Source organism: Winogradskyella sp. PC D3.3 (assembly GCF_054366245.1).
The window spans coordinates 3,594,737-3,610,316 of sequence record NZ_CM135962.1 but is presented as its reverse complement, the minus strand read 5'-3'; the positions used below and the strand labels follow the sequence as shown (position 1 = coordinate 3,610,316).

At 34.2% G+C, this 15,580-nt stretch carries 11 protein-coding genes and 1 pseudogene; 2 read left to right on the top strand and 10 right to left on the bottom strand.

The window, feature by feature from the left end:
* Positions 1 to 48 precede the first annotated feature (48 nt).
* The gene (locus tag ACXGSQ_RS15980) at positions 49 to 669 is read left to right on the top strand and encodes a trimeric intracellular cation channel family protein (RefSeq protein ID WP_458627147.1); all 621 of its coding nucleotides are present in this window, start codon (positions 49 to 51) and stop codon (positions 667 to 669) included.
* Positions 670 to 911: 242 nt separating this feature from the next.
* On the opposite strand, the gene ACXGSQ_RS15975 is transcribed toward ACXGSQ_RS15980, so the two are convergent.
* From ACXGSQ_RS15975 to ACXGSQ_RS15945, 7 genes are all read right to left on the bottom strand, one after another.
* The gene (locus ACXGSQ_RS15975; RefSeq protein ID WP_458627146.1) at positions 912 to 2,354 is read right to left on the bottom strand and encodes a TolC family protein; all 1,443 of its coding nucleotides are present in this window, start codon (positions 2,352 to 2,354) and stop codon (positions 912 to 914) included.
* Complete coding sequence (locus tag ACXGSQ_RS15970; protein ID WP_458627145.1) at positions 2,347 to 5,595, bottom strand: efflux RND transporter permease subunit; 3,249 nt, start codon at positions 5,593 to 5,595, stop codon at positions 2,347 to 2,349. The genes ACXGSQ_RS15975 and ACXGSQ_RS15970 overlap by 8 nt, the downstream gene beginning before the upstream one ends.
* 22 nt (positions 5,596 to 5,617) lie before the next feature.
* Positions 5,618 to 6,667 carry an efflux RND transporter periplasmic adaptor subunit gene (locus ACXGSQ_RS15965; RefSeq protein ID WP_458627144.1) on the bottom strand — a complete coding sequence of 350 codons (1,050 nt, stop codon included), beginning with the start codon at positions 6,665 to 6,667 and terminating at the stop codon, positions 5,618 to 5,620.
* A gap of 190 nt (positions 6,668 to 6,857) precedes the next feature.
* On the bottom strand, positions 6,858 to 7,271 hold the full coding sequence (locus ACXGSQ_RS15960; protein WP_458627143.1) for a hypothetical protein: 414 nt from the start codon (positions 7,269 to 7,271) through the stop codon (positions 6,858 to 6,860).
* A 175-nt stretch (positions 7,272 to 7,446) separates the two neighbouring features.
* Positions 7,447 to 7,875, bottom strand: a complete 429-nt coding sequence (locus tag ACXGSQ_RS15955; RefSeq protein ID WP_458627142.1) for a DUF4268 domain-containing protein — start codon at positions 7,873 to 7,875, stop codon at positions 7,447 to 7,449.
* Positions 7,876 to 8,550 (bottom strand): ZIP family metal transporter, encoded by a 675-nt coding sequence (locus tag ACXGSQ_RS15950; protein ID WP_458627141.1) that lies wholly within the window; start codon positions 8,548 to 8,550, stop codon positions 7,876 to 7,878.
* 5 nt (positions 8,551 to 8,555) lie between these two features.
* A complete protein-coding gene (locus ACXGSQ_RS15945) occupies positions 8,556 to 9,287 on the bottom strand; it encodes a class I SAM-dependent methyltransferase (RefSeq protein ID WP_458627140.1) in 732 nt (243 codons plus the stop codon).
* A 189-nt stretch (positions 9,288 to 9,476) separates the two neighbouring features.
* On the opposite strand from ACXGSQ_RS15945, the gene ACXGSQ_RS15940 reads away from it, so the two are divergent.
* On the top strand, positions 9,477 to 10,640 hold the full coding sequence (locus ACXGSQ_RS15940) for a THUMP domain-containing class I SAM-dependent RNA methyltransferase (protein WP_458627139.1): 1,164 nt from the start codon (positions 9,477 to 9,479) through the stop codon (positions 10,638 to 10,640).
* Here ACXGSQ_RS15940 and ACXGSQ_RS15935 read toward each other — a convergent pair.
* The 3 genes and pseudogenes from ACXGSQ_RS15935 to ACXGSQ_RS15925 form a co-directional block, all read right to left on the bottom strand.
* Complete coding sequence (locus ACXGSQ_RS15935; protein ID WP_458627138.1) at positions 10,637 to 11,113, bottom strand: hypothetical protein; 477 nt, start codon at positions 11,111 to 11,113, stop codon at positions 10,637 to 10,639. The genes ACXGSQ_RS15940 and ACXGSQ_RS15935 overlap by 4 nt on opposite strands.
* A gap of 114 nt (positions 11,114 to 11,227) precedes the next feature.
* Positions 11,228 to 13,638: pseudogene (locus ACXGSQ_RS15930) on the bottom strand (alpha-ketoacid dehydrogenase subunit alpha/beta).
* A gap of 154 nt (positions 13,639 to 13,792) precedes the next feature.
* Complete coding sequence (locus ACXGSQ_RS15925) at positions 13,793 to 15,556, bottom strand: hypothetical protein (protein WP_458627137.1); 1,764 nt, start codon at positions 15,554 to 15,556, stop codon at positions 13,793 to 13,795.
* Positions 15,557 to 15,580 lie beyond the last annotated feature (24 nt).

The following is a 15,580-nucleotide window of genomic DNA, read 5'->3' as shown; positions in this document are numbered from 1 at the left end:
AGATTCCTACCTTCGCACGACTGATAAAAATATAAATACCATTACAACATGTTTTTTCAATTTGCAGATATATTAGGAACTATCGCTTTTGCCATATCGGGTGCATTAGTAGCTATGAACAAGCGTATGGATCCCTTTGGTGTTCTTATTATTGCTTTTGTTACTGCTGTTGGAGGTGGTACTTTACGCGATGTTATGATTGGTATTGAGCCCGTTTCTTGGATGAAAAATATGACTTTTGTTTACGTAATTATTGGTTCTGCGACCTTTGCAGTAGTGTTTAAAAAACGCATTAATTATCTAAGGAAATCATTGTTTTTATTTGATACCATTGGGATTGCTTTGTATACTGTGGTTGGTGTGGAAACAGGTATAATTGCAGGTTTACATCCTTTAATCTGTATAGCTTTAGGTACAATGACGGCCTGTTTTGGAGGGGTGCTGAGAGATATTTTGTGTAATGAAATCCCTGTTGTTTTTAGAAAAGAAATCTATGCAACGGCGTGTATATTAGGTGGATTGACTTATTTTTTGTTATTACGTTTTTTTGAAGATAAAAATATTCTATATGTTATTGCTGGTTTAGTTGTTATTACAGTACGTTTAATCGCTGTACGTTTTAAAATTAGTTTACCTAGTCTGTATAAGAAAGAAGACATCGTAGATTGATTTTTGAATTGGTTTATACGACATAGGTTGTAAGCTCTAAAAGATCTAATTTGTTGTTCTATTTGATATTTGAAGTTCTGTTGAAATGATTTTATTTTTTTAGACTCAAAATAACTATTCAAATGAGCTATCATTTCATATTAGAAAGTTGATTTATAATTAAAATGAATAGAATATCATTAAAAAAAGAAAGCCATTCTACAGTATTGTAAAATGGCTTTCAGACTTGGGGCAGGTTTCAACTAATTCCAACCACCACCTAAGGCTTGATAAATTTTTACATTGGCCAAGAATTGGTCTCTTTTCGTTTCTATAATTTCAATTTTAGAATCTAAGGCCTCTCTTTGTGTTAATAACACTTCTGTGTATTCTGCTCTAGCAGATTTGAAGAGTTGAATAGAAAGGTCAATAGCTTCTGTCATAGCCTGTACTTGCTTTTCTTTTAATTCATAGTTCTCCTTTAAATTATTGATATTAGAAAGCGTATTAGCGACTTCAATATAACCGTTTAAAATCGCTTTTTCATACTCGAAAACGGCTTGTAGTTGTCTGCTGTTAGCATTACTATATTCTGCTTTAATCGCATTTCTGTTGATTAAAGGACTTACCACATCTCCAACTAAAGAGTATAAAAGCGATTCAGGTGTACTAGTGAGGTACTTTGTTTTAAAGGCTTGTAAGCCTATACCTGCTTTAATACCAATAGAAGGGTAGAAGTTAGCCTTGGCGATTTTTACATTCAATTTTGAAGCCTCTAATTCATATTCTGCTTGTTTAATATCAGGTCTATTGGCTAACAATTGCGCAGGGATACCTGCTTTAATACCATCTATTGGACGATTAATAAAGTCGGCGGCATCTCTATCAATTTTTTGAGGATAACGGCCTAAAAGAAAATTAATCTTATTTTCGGTTTCTACAATTTTTTGACGAATTTCAAATTTATTACTTTGATTTTTAAAGACTTCTGCTTCAAAACGTCTCACTGCTAATTGCGTAGCTCTCGCAGCTTGCTTTTGCAGTTTTACCATTTCTAAAGCATTTTTTTGAAGCTCTAAATTCTGTTCAATTATGTTTAATTGATTGTCTAAAGCTAAAAGTTCGTAATAGGAATTGGCAATTTCAGAAACAATAGTAGTGACCATAAAATTCTTCCCTTCAACAGTACTTAGATATTCTAAAACAGCCGCTTTTTTCCCATTGCGTAGTTTTTTCCATACATCGAGTTCCCATGAAACATCCAAACCAACGGAAAAATCGGTTAAAGGTTCTGGGAATTCTTCATTTTCACGAACATCTAGATGCTGTTCTACAGCTCCGTTTCTAGTGTATTCACCAACTTTTTCAACTTCTGCACCTGCATAAACATTTACAAAAGGTAAATATTCCCCTTTTCTAACTTTTACCTCATTATTAGCCATAGCAATGTGCTGTAGCATAATATTAAGCTCCTGGTTATTGGCTAGTGCGGTGTCAATTAGTGCAACTAACTTTGGATCTGAAAAGAATGTTTTCCATTGTATTGTCGCACTATTTGTTGAATCTGTGATTTTATCTTGATAGTGCTTTGGTACTGTTAGGTTGGCTTCTCTTACAGCCTTTTGTGTAGGCACACAAGAACAAAGTAATAGTAAGGTGAGCACACCAATGAGCTGTAATTTTCTAATCGATTTTATCTTATTCATCGTTTTTATTTTTACGAAGTTTTTTCAATAGTTTTGTGAGTTTGCTAATTTTTTCAGCATTGGTTGCACTTTGATTTTTGGTTTCACTAACGCGCATCATTTCTTCTGAAATAGGCTCACTAGCTTCGTCTTTAATTAGACTTTTGCCATCAGCTATTTTTGCAAAAATGTAATACAGGCCTGGGATAATTAAAACTCCACCAAGTGTACCAATAAGCATGCCTCCTAAGGCAGAGCCACCAATGGTTCTATTACCAATCGCTCCAGCTCCAGAAGCCATAACTAATGGTATTAATCCAGCAATAAAGGCAAAGGACGTCATTAAGATAGGTCTAAAACGTGCTCTAGATCCTTCTATAGCGGCATCTAAAATTGAAGCACCTTGCCTGCGTTTTTGGACGGCAAACTCTACGATTAATACGGCATTTTTACCGAGTAATCCAACGAGCATAATGACTCCAATTTGAGCGTAAACATCATTGGCTAATCCCATGGCTTTAAGTAAAATAAACGAGCCAAATACACCGACTGGCAAGGATAAAATAACAGCAAAAGGTAAAAGGAAGCTTTCATATTGTGCTGCTAATACAAAGTAGACGAATATGAGTACAACTATAAAAATGTAAATAGATTCATTACCTCTTTGGGCTTCGTCAAAACTTAAACCTTCCCAAGCAATGTCATAACCTCTTGGTAATTGTGTGGCAGCAACTTCTTTTATAGCTTTAATAGCGTCATCACTTGTGAAACCAGGAGCAGGCAAGCCTCTAATAGATGCCGAATTGTAAAGATTGTAACGCGTAATCTCATTAGGGCCAAGCTTCTTTTCAATACTCATAAAAGCAGAATAAGGAACCATTTCACCTTCTTCATTTTTTACAAATAATTTTTCAAGATCTGTAGGTAAACGTCTGTATTCTGGTGCTGCTTGCGTGTACACTTTAAAGAAGCGACCAAAGCGAATAAACCCTTGCTCATAAGTACTACCAATTAAAATGTTGAGGTTTTCCATAGCTGTACCAATGGTAACCCCTTTTTGCATGGCAATTTTGTTATTTATTTTTAACTCATATTGTGGGTAATTTGCAGAATAGAATGTAAATAATCCAGTTAGCTCTTCGCGTTCAGATAAGGCTTTCATAAAATCATTATTTACACTTTCAAAGTGATGATAATCTGTAGAGTTTGTTTTATCTAATAAACGCATCGCAAATCCACCAGAAGATCCAAAGCCAGGTACAGCAGGTGGTTCAAAGTATTCTATGACGGCACCTAGGTCTTTCGTTTTTTCTTCCAGTTCTTCCATGATTTCGTGAACGGAGTGCTCACGTTCTCCCCAAGGTTTTAGGTTAATTAAACAGGTTCCTGCGTTATATCCACGCCCTTCGGTCATAATTTCATAACCTGCTAAAGAGGTTACGGATTCTACGCCTTCTGTGTCTTCACTTATTTTTTGAAGTTTTTTAGCAACTTCATTGGTACGCTCTAAAGTGGCACCTGGAGGTGTTTGAATTATGGCATAAATCATGCCTTGGTCTTCATTAGGAATAAACCCTGCAGGCAACACTTTATTTGTAAAGAAAATTCCGGCACAGAAAGCAGCTAATAGTCCAAAGGTTATAAAACGTCGTGCTACTATTTTATTTAAAATCTTAACATAGCTTCCTGTTAGTTTTTCAAAACCACCGTTAAACCAATCAATAAATTTATCTAATGGTGATTTGCGTTTCTTGCCATGATTATTTTTGAGTAGCATTGCACAAAGTACCGGCGTTAAAGTTAGGGCAACAATGGCAGAAATAACGATTGAGCCAGCCATGGTAATTGAAAATTGGCGGTAGAACACCCCAACAGGACCAGTCATAAACGAAATAGGGATAAATACAGAAACCATTACCAAAGTAATGGCTACAATGGCACCTCCAATTTCACCTAAAACTTCATACGACGCTTTGTAGGGTGTGAGATGTTCTTCGTGCATTTTTACATGGACGGCTTCAACCACTACAATGGCGTTATCAACGACAATACCAATAGCTAGTACTAAGGCAAAAAGCGTAATAAGGTTAATGGATAACCCAAATAGTTGCATTACAAAAAAGGCACCAATTAAAGAAACAGGAACCGCAATAATAGGAATTAAGGTTGAACGCCAATCTCCTAAAAATAAGAATACTACAATGGCAACAAGAATAAAAGCATCTCTTAGGGTGTGTATTACTTGTTCAATAGAAGCATCTAAGAAATTAGAAACATCATAACTGATTTGAAAATCGACTCCAGGTGGTAAATCGACTTCAAGCTCTGCTAGTTTTTCTTTTACAGCGTCAATAACATCACTACCATTACTACCAAAAGTTTGTTTTAATACAATAGAAGCTGATGGGTTTCCATCTAAATTTGAATAAATATCAAAAAATTCACTTCCTAATTTCACATCCGCAATATCAGCAAGGGTAACCACTTGCCCTTCTTTATTGGCTTTTATAATAATCTTTTCATATTGCTCGGGTTCGTTGTATCGATTTTGGTAGGTTAATACATATTCTAGGGATTGGGCTGTTTTACCCGAACTTCGTCCCAAACGCCCAGGTCGTGCCAAAATACTTTGGTCTTCCATAGCTTCTAAGACTTCTTCGGCAGAAATATTATATGCACGCATGCGATCTGGTTTTAACCACACTCGCATGGCGAATTTTCGACTTCCTAAAATTTTAGCACTTGCAATACCTTTAATACGCTGTATTTCAGGGATTATTTTGGTGTAGGCATAATTGTAGAGAAACTTTTCGTCGTTAGCTTTGTTCTCACTTGATAGGTTAACGTACATTAACATACTGGGTTGTACCGGAGTAATAATAACTCCTTCACGTTGTACTAACTCAGGAAGTAAAGGCATCACTTGATCGACTCTCGTTTTTACTCTAACAACGGCTTCATTGGGGTCTGTACCAGGTTCAAAAATAACACGTAAGGTGCCTTCACCTGCACTTGTGGCATCAGAAGCGATATAACGCATATCTTGAACACCATTAATGGCCGTTTCTAGTGGAATTAATGTTGAATTTACCAATACATCGGCACTTGATCCTGGATACGCAATAAAAATATTGACTGTGGTTGGGGCAATTTGCGGAAATTGAGATATTGGTAGTTGCTTTATAGCTAAGCCACCTATAAATATAATGATCACCGAAATGACAATAGCCAAGACGGGTCTTTTTATAAATTTTTTAAACATAATTTGTGTAGATTAGTTTGATTTACTCAGCGTAAAGTTCGAGATTAGATAATACCGTAACAGGATCTACAGTCTTTGTATGAATCTCTTCTTGATCTCTTACCTTTTTTATTCCTTCAAGTAGTATGGTTTCATTTTCCGATACACCTTTTTCTACAATAAATAGATGAGGTAATTCTGCACCAATAGTGATTTCTCTTTGGTGTACAACATGGTTCTTGTCAACAACAAAAACATAGGTTTTGTCTAAGATTTCAAACGTGGCTTTTTGTGGTACAATAACAACATCTTTAAAAGGGATGGTCATTAAAACACTTCCTGTTTCACCATGTCTTAAAATCCCATCAGGATTAGGGAATGTTGCTCTAAAGGCGATATTTCCGGTCTCGCTATCAAATTCTCCTTCAATAGTCTGAACAATACCTTTTTGATTAAAACGCTTATTGTTTGCCATTAGAAGTTCAACACTTGTATTGTTCTTTTTAGCATCGCTTGTAATATAGTCAAGGTATTCTGCTTCTGGTACGTTAAAATACACCCACATTTGGCTATTATCTGATAGTGTTGTGAGTAGTTCTCCTTCATCTAAAAGACTACCTTCTCTAGCTTCCAAATGGTTAATGATTCCATTAAAAGGAGCTTTGATACTGGTAAAACCTAAATGCGATTGTGCTAAAGAGACTTCGGCATTGGCTTTCTCTAAATTAGCTTTCGCCATGGCCAATTCATTAGGCGATACTACATTACCATTGGCTAGTAATTGGGTGTTTGCGAGTTCTATTTGCGCGACTTTAGATTCGGCTTTAGCCTTATTGAGTTCTGCTTGATAAATGTTAGGCATTATCTGAAATAACTGTTCGCCTTTCTTTACGTGTTGCCCTTCATCTACAGAGATGTTTTTTAAATACCCTTTTTCTAAAGCTCTTAGTTCGATGTGTCTAATTGAGTGGATTTGACTCACATAATCCTTAATTATGGTGGTGTCTTTTTTTATAGGGTTGGTAACGAGAAATGTTGATTCTTCGTGTTTTTCTTCCTTGTGTTCTTCACAACTAGCCAGAAATATAAACATAGATAGGCCTGTGAAAATTGTTATTTTCTTAATGGTGTTCACTTGTAAAATGATTTTATAAAATGATATAATTATTTGGTCAGAGCCCTTGATAAAAGGACATGACATTTTTAGAGTTTCGGTCGAAACTCTAAATGCTTAAATTAGAAAGAACAGACGGTTTGAGATTATTTGTCTGCTCTAGTGGTTATCAAATTATAAAAACTTGGAATTGTACATGAAGTCTAAGACTAGGTTCATGAATAGCGTTTTGTGGACGATATATGTTTTTTTGTAGCTGCTTAGAAGACTGTTCAAATAACATTGCATTAATAAAAGCTGTTTCTAGGCAGTGTTTATAATACTGTTTCTGAGTAGTAGCTTCTTCGTCTTCTACCTTATTACTTTCAATAATTTCAACTCCTTTTCTGTCGTTGGAATCTTTATGCTGAGGAGTGAAAACGGCATCATTTAATCGCTTAGTATAGCTATAGATTATACTGCGATGATGAGTGGTGATTGTGTTTGTTGAATTACTAAAAGCTTCATTAGCTTGTAAGCTAGCAAATGTGCTTAGTAATATAACAAATATTAGAAATAGGTATTTATTGAAAGTCTTTTTCATTTCGGGATTCAAAACTATGTTATTAGATTTTAATTACCAAAAAGAGACCGTTCTAATTTTAATAATGTAATGATAAAATTTTCTTAAAAAACAAAAAATATTAATATTTTAAATTGTTATTTTTTGAGGAATAACAAGGTTTTTTGTCTAGTTTTTAAGAAATTGAATTGATAGACTAACTCTTTATAATATCACTATACTCATAAAAAAAAGCTTCAAGTAAATTCATGTTTTTATTAAAAAACTCCATGACCTCTCTCCATGTATTTTTGTTATGGATAGACACTTTTTGTTCTAATGGTAAATAAATCCGTGAAATTTCCTTGCCATTGTCTAGTATGTATTCTTCTTCAAAAATTATTTCTGGTATAAAATCATTCTGTAAAATACTTTTTAAGGATATTAGCTTTTCCCAGTATTTAATGCGATTCTCTAAGTCATCTTCAATGTCTAAAGCAATTAAAGCAGACTTGGTGTCGAAATGAAACTTGAACGAAAACCCTTTTATTTTAGTATCGTACAAGAGCCATTTTCTAGGAAATGATTTTCCGAAACTGATCCAGAATTCTTGTCGTAACAATCTTGATTCTTCTTTTGAAAACATTTATATAAAATAAGCAATTAATATTCCTAAACAGATAGCGATTAGTTTACTTAAATTAAACTTATGGCCTTCACCAGATTCAAATAATATAGTTGTAGAAATATGTAAAAAGATACCTATAACAACGGCATTAATAACATCAACGTAGGTGGCCATAAAAGTTGAGTGGTTTGAAATAAAGGTGCCCAACGGAGTCATTGCAGCAAAAAAGACTAAGAAACTTATGATCTGTGTTTTACTGTAGCTCGATTTTAATAAAAACGCTGTGATTAATATGGCGATTGGGATTTTGTGAATTAAAATACCATAAACCATATCATTATGCTGATGAATAGGAAAACCTTCTAAAAAACTATGAATACATAGACTGATAAAAAGTAGCCACGGAAATTCAGTGTCGTCTTTATGTATATGTACATGGCCATGTTCAGCTCCTTTAGAAAAGAATTCTAAAATGATTTGTAGCAAAATACCACACATTATATACAAGCCCGTGAGTTTAGCATCAATGTGATGGTAGACTTCTGGTAATAAATCAAAAAGGGTTAATGCTAATAAAAACGCTCCACTAAAGGATAATAGCAATTTGGTGTAAATTGACTTTTGTTTTTTAGTTAATAAAGCAATAATAACACCTATAACGACTCCCAGTAACGGTAAAAAATAACTATTCATGTCGTTTATTTAAAAATCATAATCATGCGTTCTGATGTTTTAGCATGGTATTTATGTAATTTATAATCTCCAAAAACATCTAATAAATAAACTCCAGCTTTCTCAAACAATGATTCAAAATCTTGAAGGGTAAATGCTTTTACACGTTCTTGAAATTCAAAGTGTTTTCCATCAGCTTCAAAACTAATATCTTTTATAATATAACCATCTTTTACAGATCGCTTTTGATGAAAATCAATACCTTCAACTGTTTTTATGTCTTCGTCAATTAAATTGTCAATGATATAATTGGTGTTCATAAAATCAATAACACCAAACCCAAATTCATTTAATTCTAATTTAATTGATTTAATGGTTTCAAGATTACAATTTTCATCTTCAAAATAGCCAAAGCTGGTAAAGAGATTAAAAACAGCGTCAAATCTCTCAGGATACGGTTGACTCATATCGTGAACCTTAAAGTTTAGCGTTTCATTTTCAAATTGTTTAGCATACGTTATGCTTTGTTCAGATAAATCTGCTCCTGTCACATTATAGCCTAATGAATTTAAATACACAGAATGCCTTCCTTTTCCACAAGCTAAATCTAAAATTTTGCCATGTTCAGGAAGATTGAGGTAGTTGGTTAGATTATCCATAAAGGTTTGCGCTTCGGTATAATCTCTGTCTTTGTATAAAATATGGTAGTAAGGTGTATCAAACCACGATGCATACCATTGTTTAGTTGGTTTAGTCATATCTTTTCTTACGAGTGCAAGAATCTAATTAATAATTATTCGATTTCATTATAAGCAAAGCGACAAATCTAAATAACAAGATTTACGCTGCTTTAAAAACTAAAGTTTTGTCATGACGAATCCTAAGTGAATTTTTAGGATTACATACTGCAAAAATAGCGTATTTTTGCAATCTATTTGACGGAACTTATGGACAATAATTACAAGATGTTAGCCAAAACTTTATTTGGCTTCGAAGATATTTTAGCAAAAGAGCTCACCCAACTTGGTGCCATGAAAGTGGAGAAAGGAGTGCGAAACGTTAGTTTTGAAGGTGATAAAGGTTTTATGTATAAAGCTAATCTTGGACTTAGAACAGCGATAAAAATTCTAAAACCAATTCATTCTTTTAGAGTCACAAGAGAAGAAGATCTTTACAAAAATGTAAAGAACATGAAATGGGAAACGTATTTGAAATCGACGGGGTCTTTGGCTGTTGATGCAACGGTACACAATAGTGTGTTTACACACTCGCAGTACACCGCTTTAAAGACAAAGGATGCTATTGTAGATCGTTTTAGGGATATTGATGGGACTCGCCCTGATGTAGATTTGCGTTTTCCGGATTTAAAAATTAATGTGCATATAGATCGTCAACGGTGTACGATTTCTTTGGATACTTCTGGAGAATCGTTGCACCGACGCGGTTACAAAACAGCAACGAATATTGCGCCAATAAATGAAGTTTTAGCTGCTGGCTTAATTATGATGAGTGGCTGGGACGGACAAACCGATTTTATGGATCCGATGTGTGGTAGTGGAACCATGTTGGCAGAAGCTGCGATGATTGCATGTAACATTCCTCCAAATTTAATGCGAAAAGAATTTGCTTTTGAGCGTTGGACTGATTGGGATGTTGATTTGTTTGAAAAAATTGAAGAATCGTTATTAAAGAAAACACGCGATTTTCATCATAAAATAATGGGATATGACAAATCCCCTTCGGCAGTTGTAAAAGCCAAAGAGAATATAAAGAATGCGCATTTAGATGAATTTGTACATATTCAGCATGAAGATTTCTTTAAAACCCAAAAATCTGGACATGAAAAATTACATATGGTGTTTAATCCTCCTTATGGTGAACGTTTAGAAAATTTGAATGTTGAAGAATTCTACGGAAATATTGGTTCAACTTTAAAACATGGTTATCCTAACACTGATGCTTGGTTAATTACGTCTAATTTGGAAGCTTTAAAATCTGTAGGTTTAAGACCTTCAAGAAAAATAAAAGTTTTTAATGCTAAACTTGAAGCGCGTTTGGTAAAGTACGAAATGTATGAAGGTAGTAAGAAGGCTAAGAAACAAGATAACTAGTGTTCTAAGGCTTCTAATTGTAAATTATAATCATACTGTAAATCTTCATGCAACACTTTAATTTTTTTCTTAATAGAAAGCACCTGGCGTTCATAAAGATTACTTAGTGTGGTATTTCTATGAATAGAAGGTTTTAGTTCGTTCATCTGTTCACAGAAATAGAGTAGGAGCTCCACTTCAGTCGTTTTCTTTAAAGAATAGCGGCTATAGACACGAATCTCTCTGAGAATTTTTCTAATCGTTTTCTTCATATAGAAATAGCTATCGGTATTAATGCCTTTAAAAAGGTCGTCTAAACTTGCTTTTACACTAACGATATAACCATCTTCATCGTGAGATTCAAATAATAGATAGGTGAGTAGCGCCTTATTTTCTTTTTTGAATTTGCCTAAGCGTAAACACAGCTCTAAAAGCTCCTCTTGAGAAAGGTGTTTGAGTTCTTTTTTTATAGTAACTATAGATTCAATCTTCATGCTATAAATTTAAGACTTTTCGTTGTAGTGGTATATGAAACCAATGTAAAACTAAAAGCAGTTAATTATATAAGATAATTAACTGCTTCTTTATTTTTTTTAGGATAAGACTTACTATCTCAATTTGGGATAATCTGCCGGACTCAATTCGTGCATAACGTCATAGATAGCTTCAAATATATCTTCAGTTGATGGTTTTGAAAAATAATCGCCATCAGTACCGTAAGCCGGTCGGTGTGATTTTGCAGCTAAGGTTTTTGGCACACTATCTAAATACTGAAATGCATTTTGTGTGTTTAAAATTTCATTTAAGATATAAGCAGAAGCTCCACCAGAAACATCTTCATCAATAACCATAACGCGGTTCGTTTTGGCTATACTTTTTACAATGTCGTGATTAAGATCAAATGGTAATAATGATTGTACGTCAATAATTTCGGCATCAATACCAACCACTTGAAGCTCTTTTGCTGCTTTTTCAACCAAACGCAAAGTCGAACCATAAGATACTAATGTGATATCACTACCTTCTCTAATGGTTTCTACAACACCAATAGGAGTTTTAAATTTTCCAATGTTATTTGGAAGCTTTTCTTTTAATCGGTAACCATTTAAGCACTCAACGACTAATGCTGGTTCGTCACTTTCTAGTAAAGTGTTATAAAAACCTGCTGCTTTGGTCATATTTCGAGGAACTAAAACATGTATCCCTCTAATTAAGTTTAAAATACCTCCCATTTGAGAGCCAGAATGCCAAATCCCTTCTAATCTGTGACCACGCGTTCTTACAATTAAAGGAGCTTTTTGGCGCCCCTTAGTTCTGTATTGAACTGTAGCTAAATCATCACTCATGATTTGAAGCGCATACATAATATAGTCTAAATATTGAATCTCAGCAATAGGTCTTAAGCCTCGCATAGCCATTCCGATACCTTGTCCGATAATAGTCGCTTCTCTAATGCCAGTATCTGCAACTCTTAGAGCGCCATGCTTCTCTTGAAGCCCTTCTAACCCTTGATTAACATCTCCAATATAACCAGCATCTTCACCAAAAATTAAAGCCTCTGGATAGTTGCTAAATATTGCATCAAAATTTTCTCTTAATACAACACGTCCATCGACCTCTTCCGAATTGGCATCATAAGTCGGTAAGACTTCGGATTGGTTTAAAGCACTTTGTTTTGATTCACTATATAAATGCGAACTGTATTTAGGCTGAATGGTTTCAATATAATTTGTAATCCAGTTTTGAAGCGCCTCTTTTTCTGGAGATGTTTCTGAAACCACATAACGCAATGCTTTTCTGGTTGCAGTAAGAATGTTTCGTCTTAGAGGTTCGTCAAAACCTTCTAATTCATTTTTTAATTTAGTAATAAAGACTCCGTTAGCGCTTGTTGCTGCTAGTTTTTCTAGCAAGCTAAGGGCTTCTTTGCGTTCAGCTATAATTGGATTTATACAAGCCTCCCAAGCTGCTTTTTTACCTTCTCTAACCGCTTTCTTAATTGTACGTTCAATAGCTGTTAATTCCTCGTCAGAAGCAATATTGTTTTCAATAATCCAACGACGCATTTGTACATTACAATCGTATTCAGCTTCCCATTTTAAGCGCTCTTGATTTTTGTAGCGTTCATGAGATCCAGAGGTAGAGTGACCTTGTGGTTGCGTTAATTCTTGAACGTGAATCATCACAGGGACATGCTCGTTTCTAGAAATCTTAGCAGCACGTTGATAGGTATCCATTAATTCTGGATAATTCCAACCGTCAACTCTAAAGATTTCATAACCTTTTTCATCTTCATTACGTTGGAAGCCTTTTAATATTTCAGAAATATTCTCTTTTGTTGTTTGATGTCTAGCATGTACTGAGATTCCGTAATTGTCATCCCAAATACTAATCACCATAGGTACTTGTAAAACACCTGCAGCATTTATGGTTTCAAAAAATAAGCCTTCACTTGTGCTGGCATTACCGATGGTTCCCATGCAATTTCACTTCCTTCTTTAGAAAACTTTGTGGTATCAATACCTTCAACTTCTCTATAGATTTTAGACGCTTGTGCTAGGCCTAAAAGTCTAGGCATTTGCCCTGCCGTTGGAGAAATATCTGGACTAGAATTTTTTTGTTCTGTAAGGTTTTTCCATTGTCCATTTTCGTCTAAACTGTGTGTAGCAAAATGACCACCCATTTGGCGACCAGCAGACATTGGTTCTTCTTTAATATCAGTATTGGCATACAACCCTGCAAAAAACTGCTCTATGGTTAATTCACCAATAGCCATCATAAAAGTTTGATCTCTGTAATATCCAGATCTAAAATCGCCATTTCTAAACGCTTTAGCCCAAGCGATTTGTGGAATTTCTTTTCCATCACCAAAAATACCGAACTTAGCTTTTCCTGTTAAAACTTCCCTACGACCAAGCAAACTACATTCTCGGCTAGTTACAGCCAATTTGTAATCGTTTAAAACTTCTGTTTTAAAATCTTTAAAAGTAATTTCTGTTTTGGTATTGGGATTCGTCTTCATATAGGCACTATTTATGTCTTGCGAAAGTACAAAATTTTAAAATTTTATGCAATAGCAGGGAGCGTTATAATGTTGCGATATTCGCAATGTAATACGTATATTGGTGAGAATGCTCTAAAATATTTAATAATTTTAACTTTTCAGTAAGAATTTGTTAATACCATTTTCGTCTAAAAAGGCCCAATAACACTTGTGGGTCTACGGTAAACATAAAACGAATGGATTGGTCGTAATTGGGTTGCCCAATTTCCCATCCAAGATTAGAATAAATAGGAAAGTAAATTTCAAAATAGTCTTCTACGAGGTTGAGGCGTATGCCTGAGTCGTAGACAAATTTGACATTACTAAATTTGTTTTTTACTAAACCAGCGTCACCATAAGCTTGAATATATCTCCAGATAGAGGTGCTAAAATTAGCGGTAGTCATCCATTGATTTGCAAAAGGGGTGGCTAATTTAGATTTAAAGCCTCCTTCTGCAATTATAATTTGTTGACTGAAAAGGCCAGAATCTTCTGAACGTCCTAAATAGTTTAAGTCAAATAAGTAATCTGTAGGACGATCTAAAGCGAAACTAAAATAATTTGAGTTTGGATCTAATTGGTTATCTAAGAAAAAGCCAGCAAAAAATCTGAAATTGATATTTCGGTTATTTTGCGTGAGTTTTCTAAATTCATAATTTAAGGTAATTTTACTGAATTTATCTGCAATCTGTATATCAGTAAATAATTTTGAATAATTAATTATACCAGGTTCAGAATGGGTATACCTTAAATTAAAAACACCATAATCGGGTTCGTCTAAAATAACGACAGCATCTTTACCAAGTTCTCTTTTTATACTGACATATCTAGCTGTAATTTGATCGGTTTGATTCGATCTAAAATTAGAATCATCTCTAAAGGTAAATGATACAGAAGGTCTTATTCGTGTAAAAAAAGCATCTCTTGCAAACGATTGATACCCTGCTGAGATACCATAAGTAATATCAAAAAGGTTTTTATCTTCTATATTATGAGTGTAAAAGATAGAGGTGGAACCTGTGAGTGCTCTTGATTTTGTGGCGTACTGCGGTGAAAACCGATAGTTTAAACGTTTTCTTAGTATGGTTTTATTGTAGACTTTAGTCCCAAGTGTTAGTCCATCATAAATGTTATTGAACTCAACCAGAGGCATAAAGAAAATTTGATTGTAATTAGGGTCTTCTATATCTTTAAATAAACGAAATTGTAAGGGTTTATTCTTTAAGAAAGACCCGTTAACAGCTTTGTAATTGTCACGTTGGTTAAATTCCGGAACTACATTATCGTAATCTAAAACAAACTTTTCAGTACTGTCTTTTGGCAAGGTTATGGTTTTATTGCCTTCTATATGTTCTACCCATAGTTGTCCTATAACAGAATCATTTTTTAACTTAAAAACTGAAATAGGCATTGTATTCTTACGCTTATTTTTTATGGTTAATTTTAAAGAATCTTCTAAGGTTTCAACAGAGGTAATTTTAAAATCGATTTTCTTTCTAGTCTTTACGTAATCGTTGAAAAACCAACTAATATCTTTAGTGGTTTTCGAACTCATATAGCTTTCAAAATCGGCAATAGTAACTGGTTGTAATTGATGGCTTGTTATAAATTCGGTGATATGTTTCGATAAGTCAATGTCGTCTGTAAACTGATCTAAGTAATTAAGTCCAACACCTGCTTTATATTTACCAGCAATATTGGTGTTGAATTTTGTTAAGGAATCTTTAGACGTGCTTAGAGGTTGGTCTCTGTTTTTTCGGGCAATTTCCATGGAATACAGGAAATATTGAAAATTAAAATCTAAATCTGAAGCGTGAAAAGCTCTAATTCCCCAAACATCGGCTAAAGTCCCCAACAGTTTCATGTCTGGATAATTTTCTTCAACATAGTTAATCAAATAATAGACTTGAAGTCCCTCACT

Bases quoted from the DNA above. Each gene is read 5' to 3' on its own strand.
- ACXGSQ_RS15965 (WP_458627144.1), bottom strand. From the start codon at position 6,667: ATGTTTATATTTCTGGCTAGTTGTGAAGAACACAAGGAAGAAAAACAC.
- ACXGSQ_RS15975 (WP_458627146.1), bottom strand. From the start codon at position 2,354: ATGAATAAGATAAAATCGATTAGAAAATTACAGCTCATTGGTGTGCTC.
- ACXGSQ_RS15940 (WP_458627139.1), top strand. From the start codon at position 9,477: ATGGACAATAATTACAAGATGTTAGCCAAAACTTTATTTGGCTTCGAA.
- ACXGSQ_RS15935 (WP_458627138.1), bottom strand. From the start codon at position 11,113: ATGAAGATTGAATCTATAGTTACTATAAAAAAAGAACTCAAACACCTT.
- ACXGSQ_RS15960 (WP_458627143.1), bottom strand. From the start codon at position 7,271: ATGAAAAAGACTTTCAATAAATACCTATTTCTAATATTTGTTATATTA.
- ACXGSQ_RS15970 (WP_458627145.1), bottom strand. From the start codon at position 5,595: ATGTTTAAAAAATTTATAAAAAGACCCGTCTTGGCTATTGTCATTTCG.
- ACXGSQ_RS15955 (WP_458627142.1), bottom strand. From the start codon at position 7,875: ATGTTTTCAAAAGAAGAATCAAGATTGTTACGACAAGAATTCTGGATC.
- ACXGSQ_RS15950 (WP_458627141.1), bottom strand. From the start codon at position 8,550: ATGAATAGTTATTTTTTACCGTTACTGGGAGTCGTTATAGGTGTTATT.
- ACXGSQ_RS15945 (WP_458627140.1), bottom strand. From the start codon at position 9,287: ATGACTAAACCAACTAAACAATGGTATGCATCGTGGTTTGATACACCT.
- ACXGSQ_RS15980 (WP_458627147.1), top strand. From the start codon at position 49: ATGTTTTTTCAATTTGCAGATATATTAGGAACTATCGCTTTTGCCATA.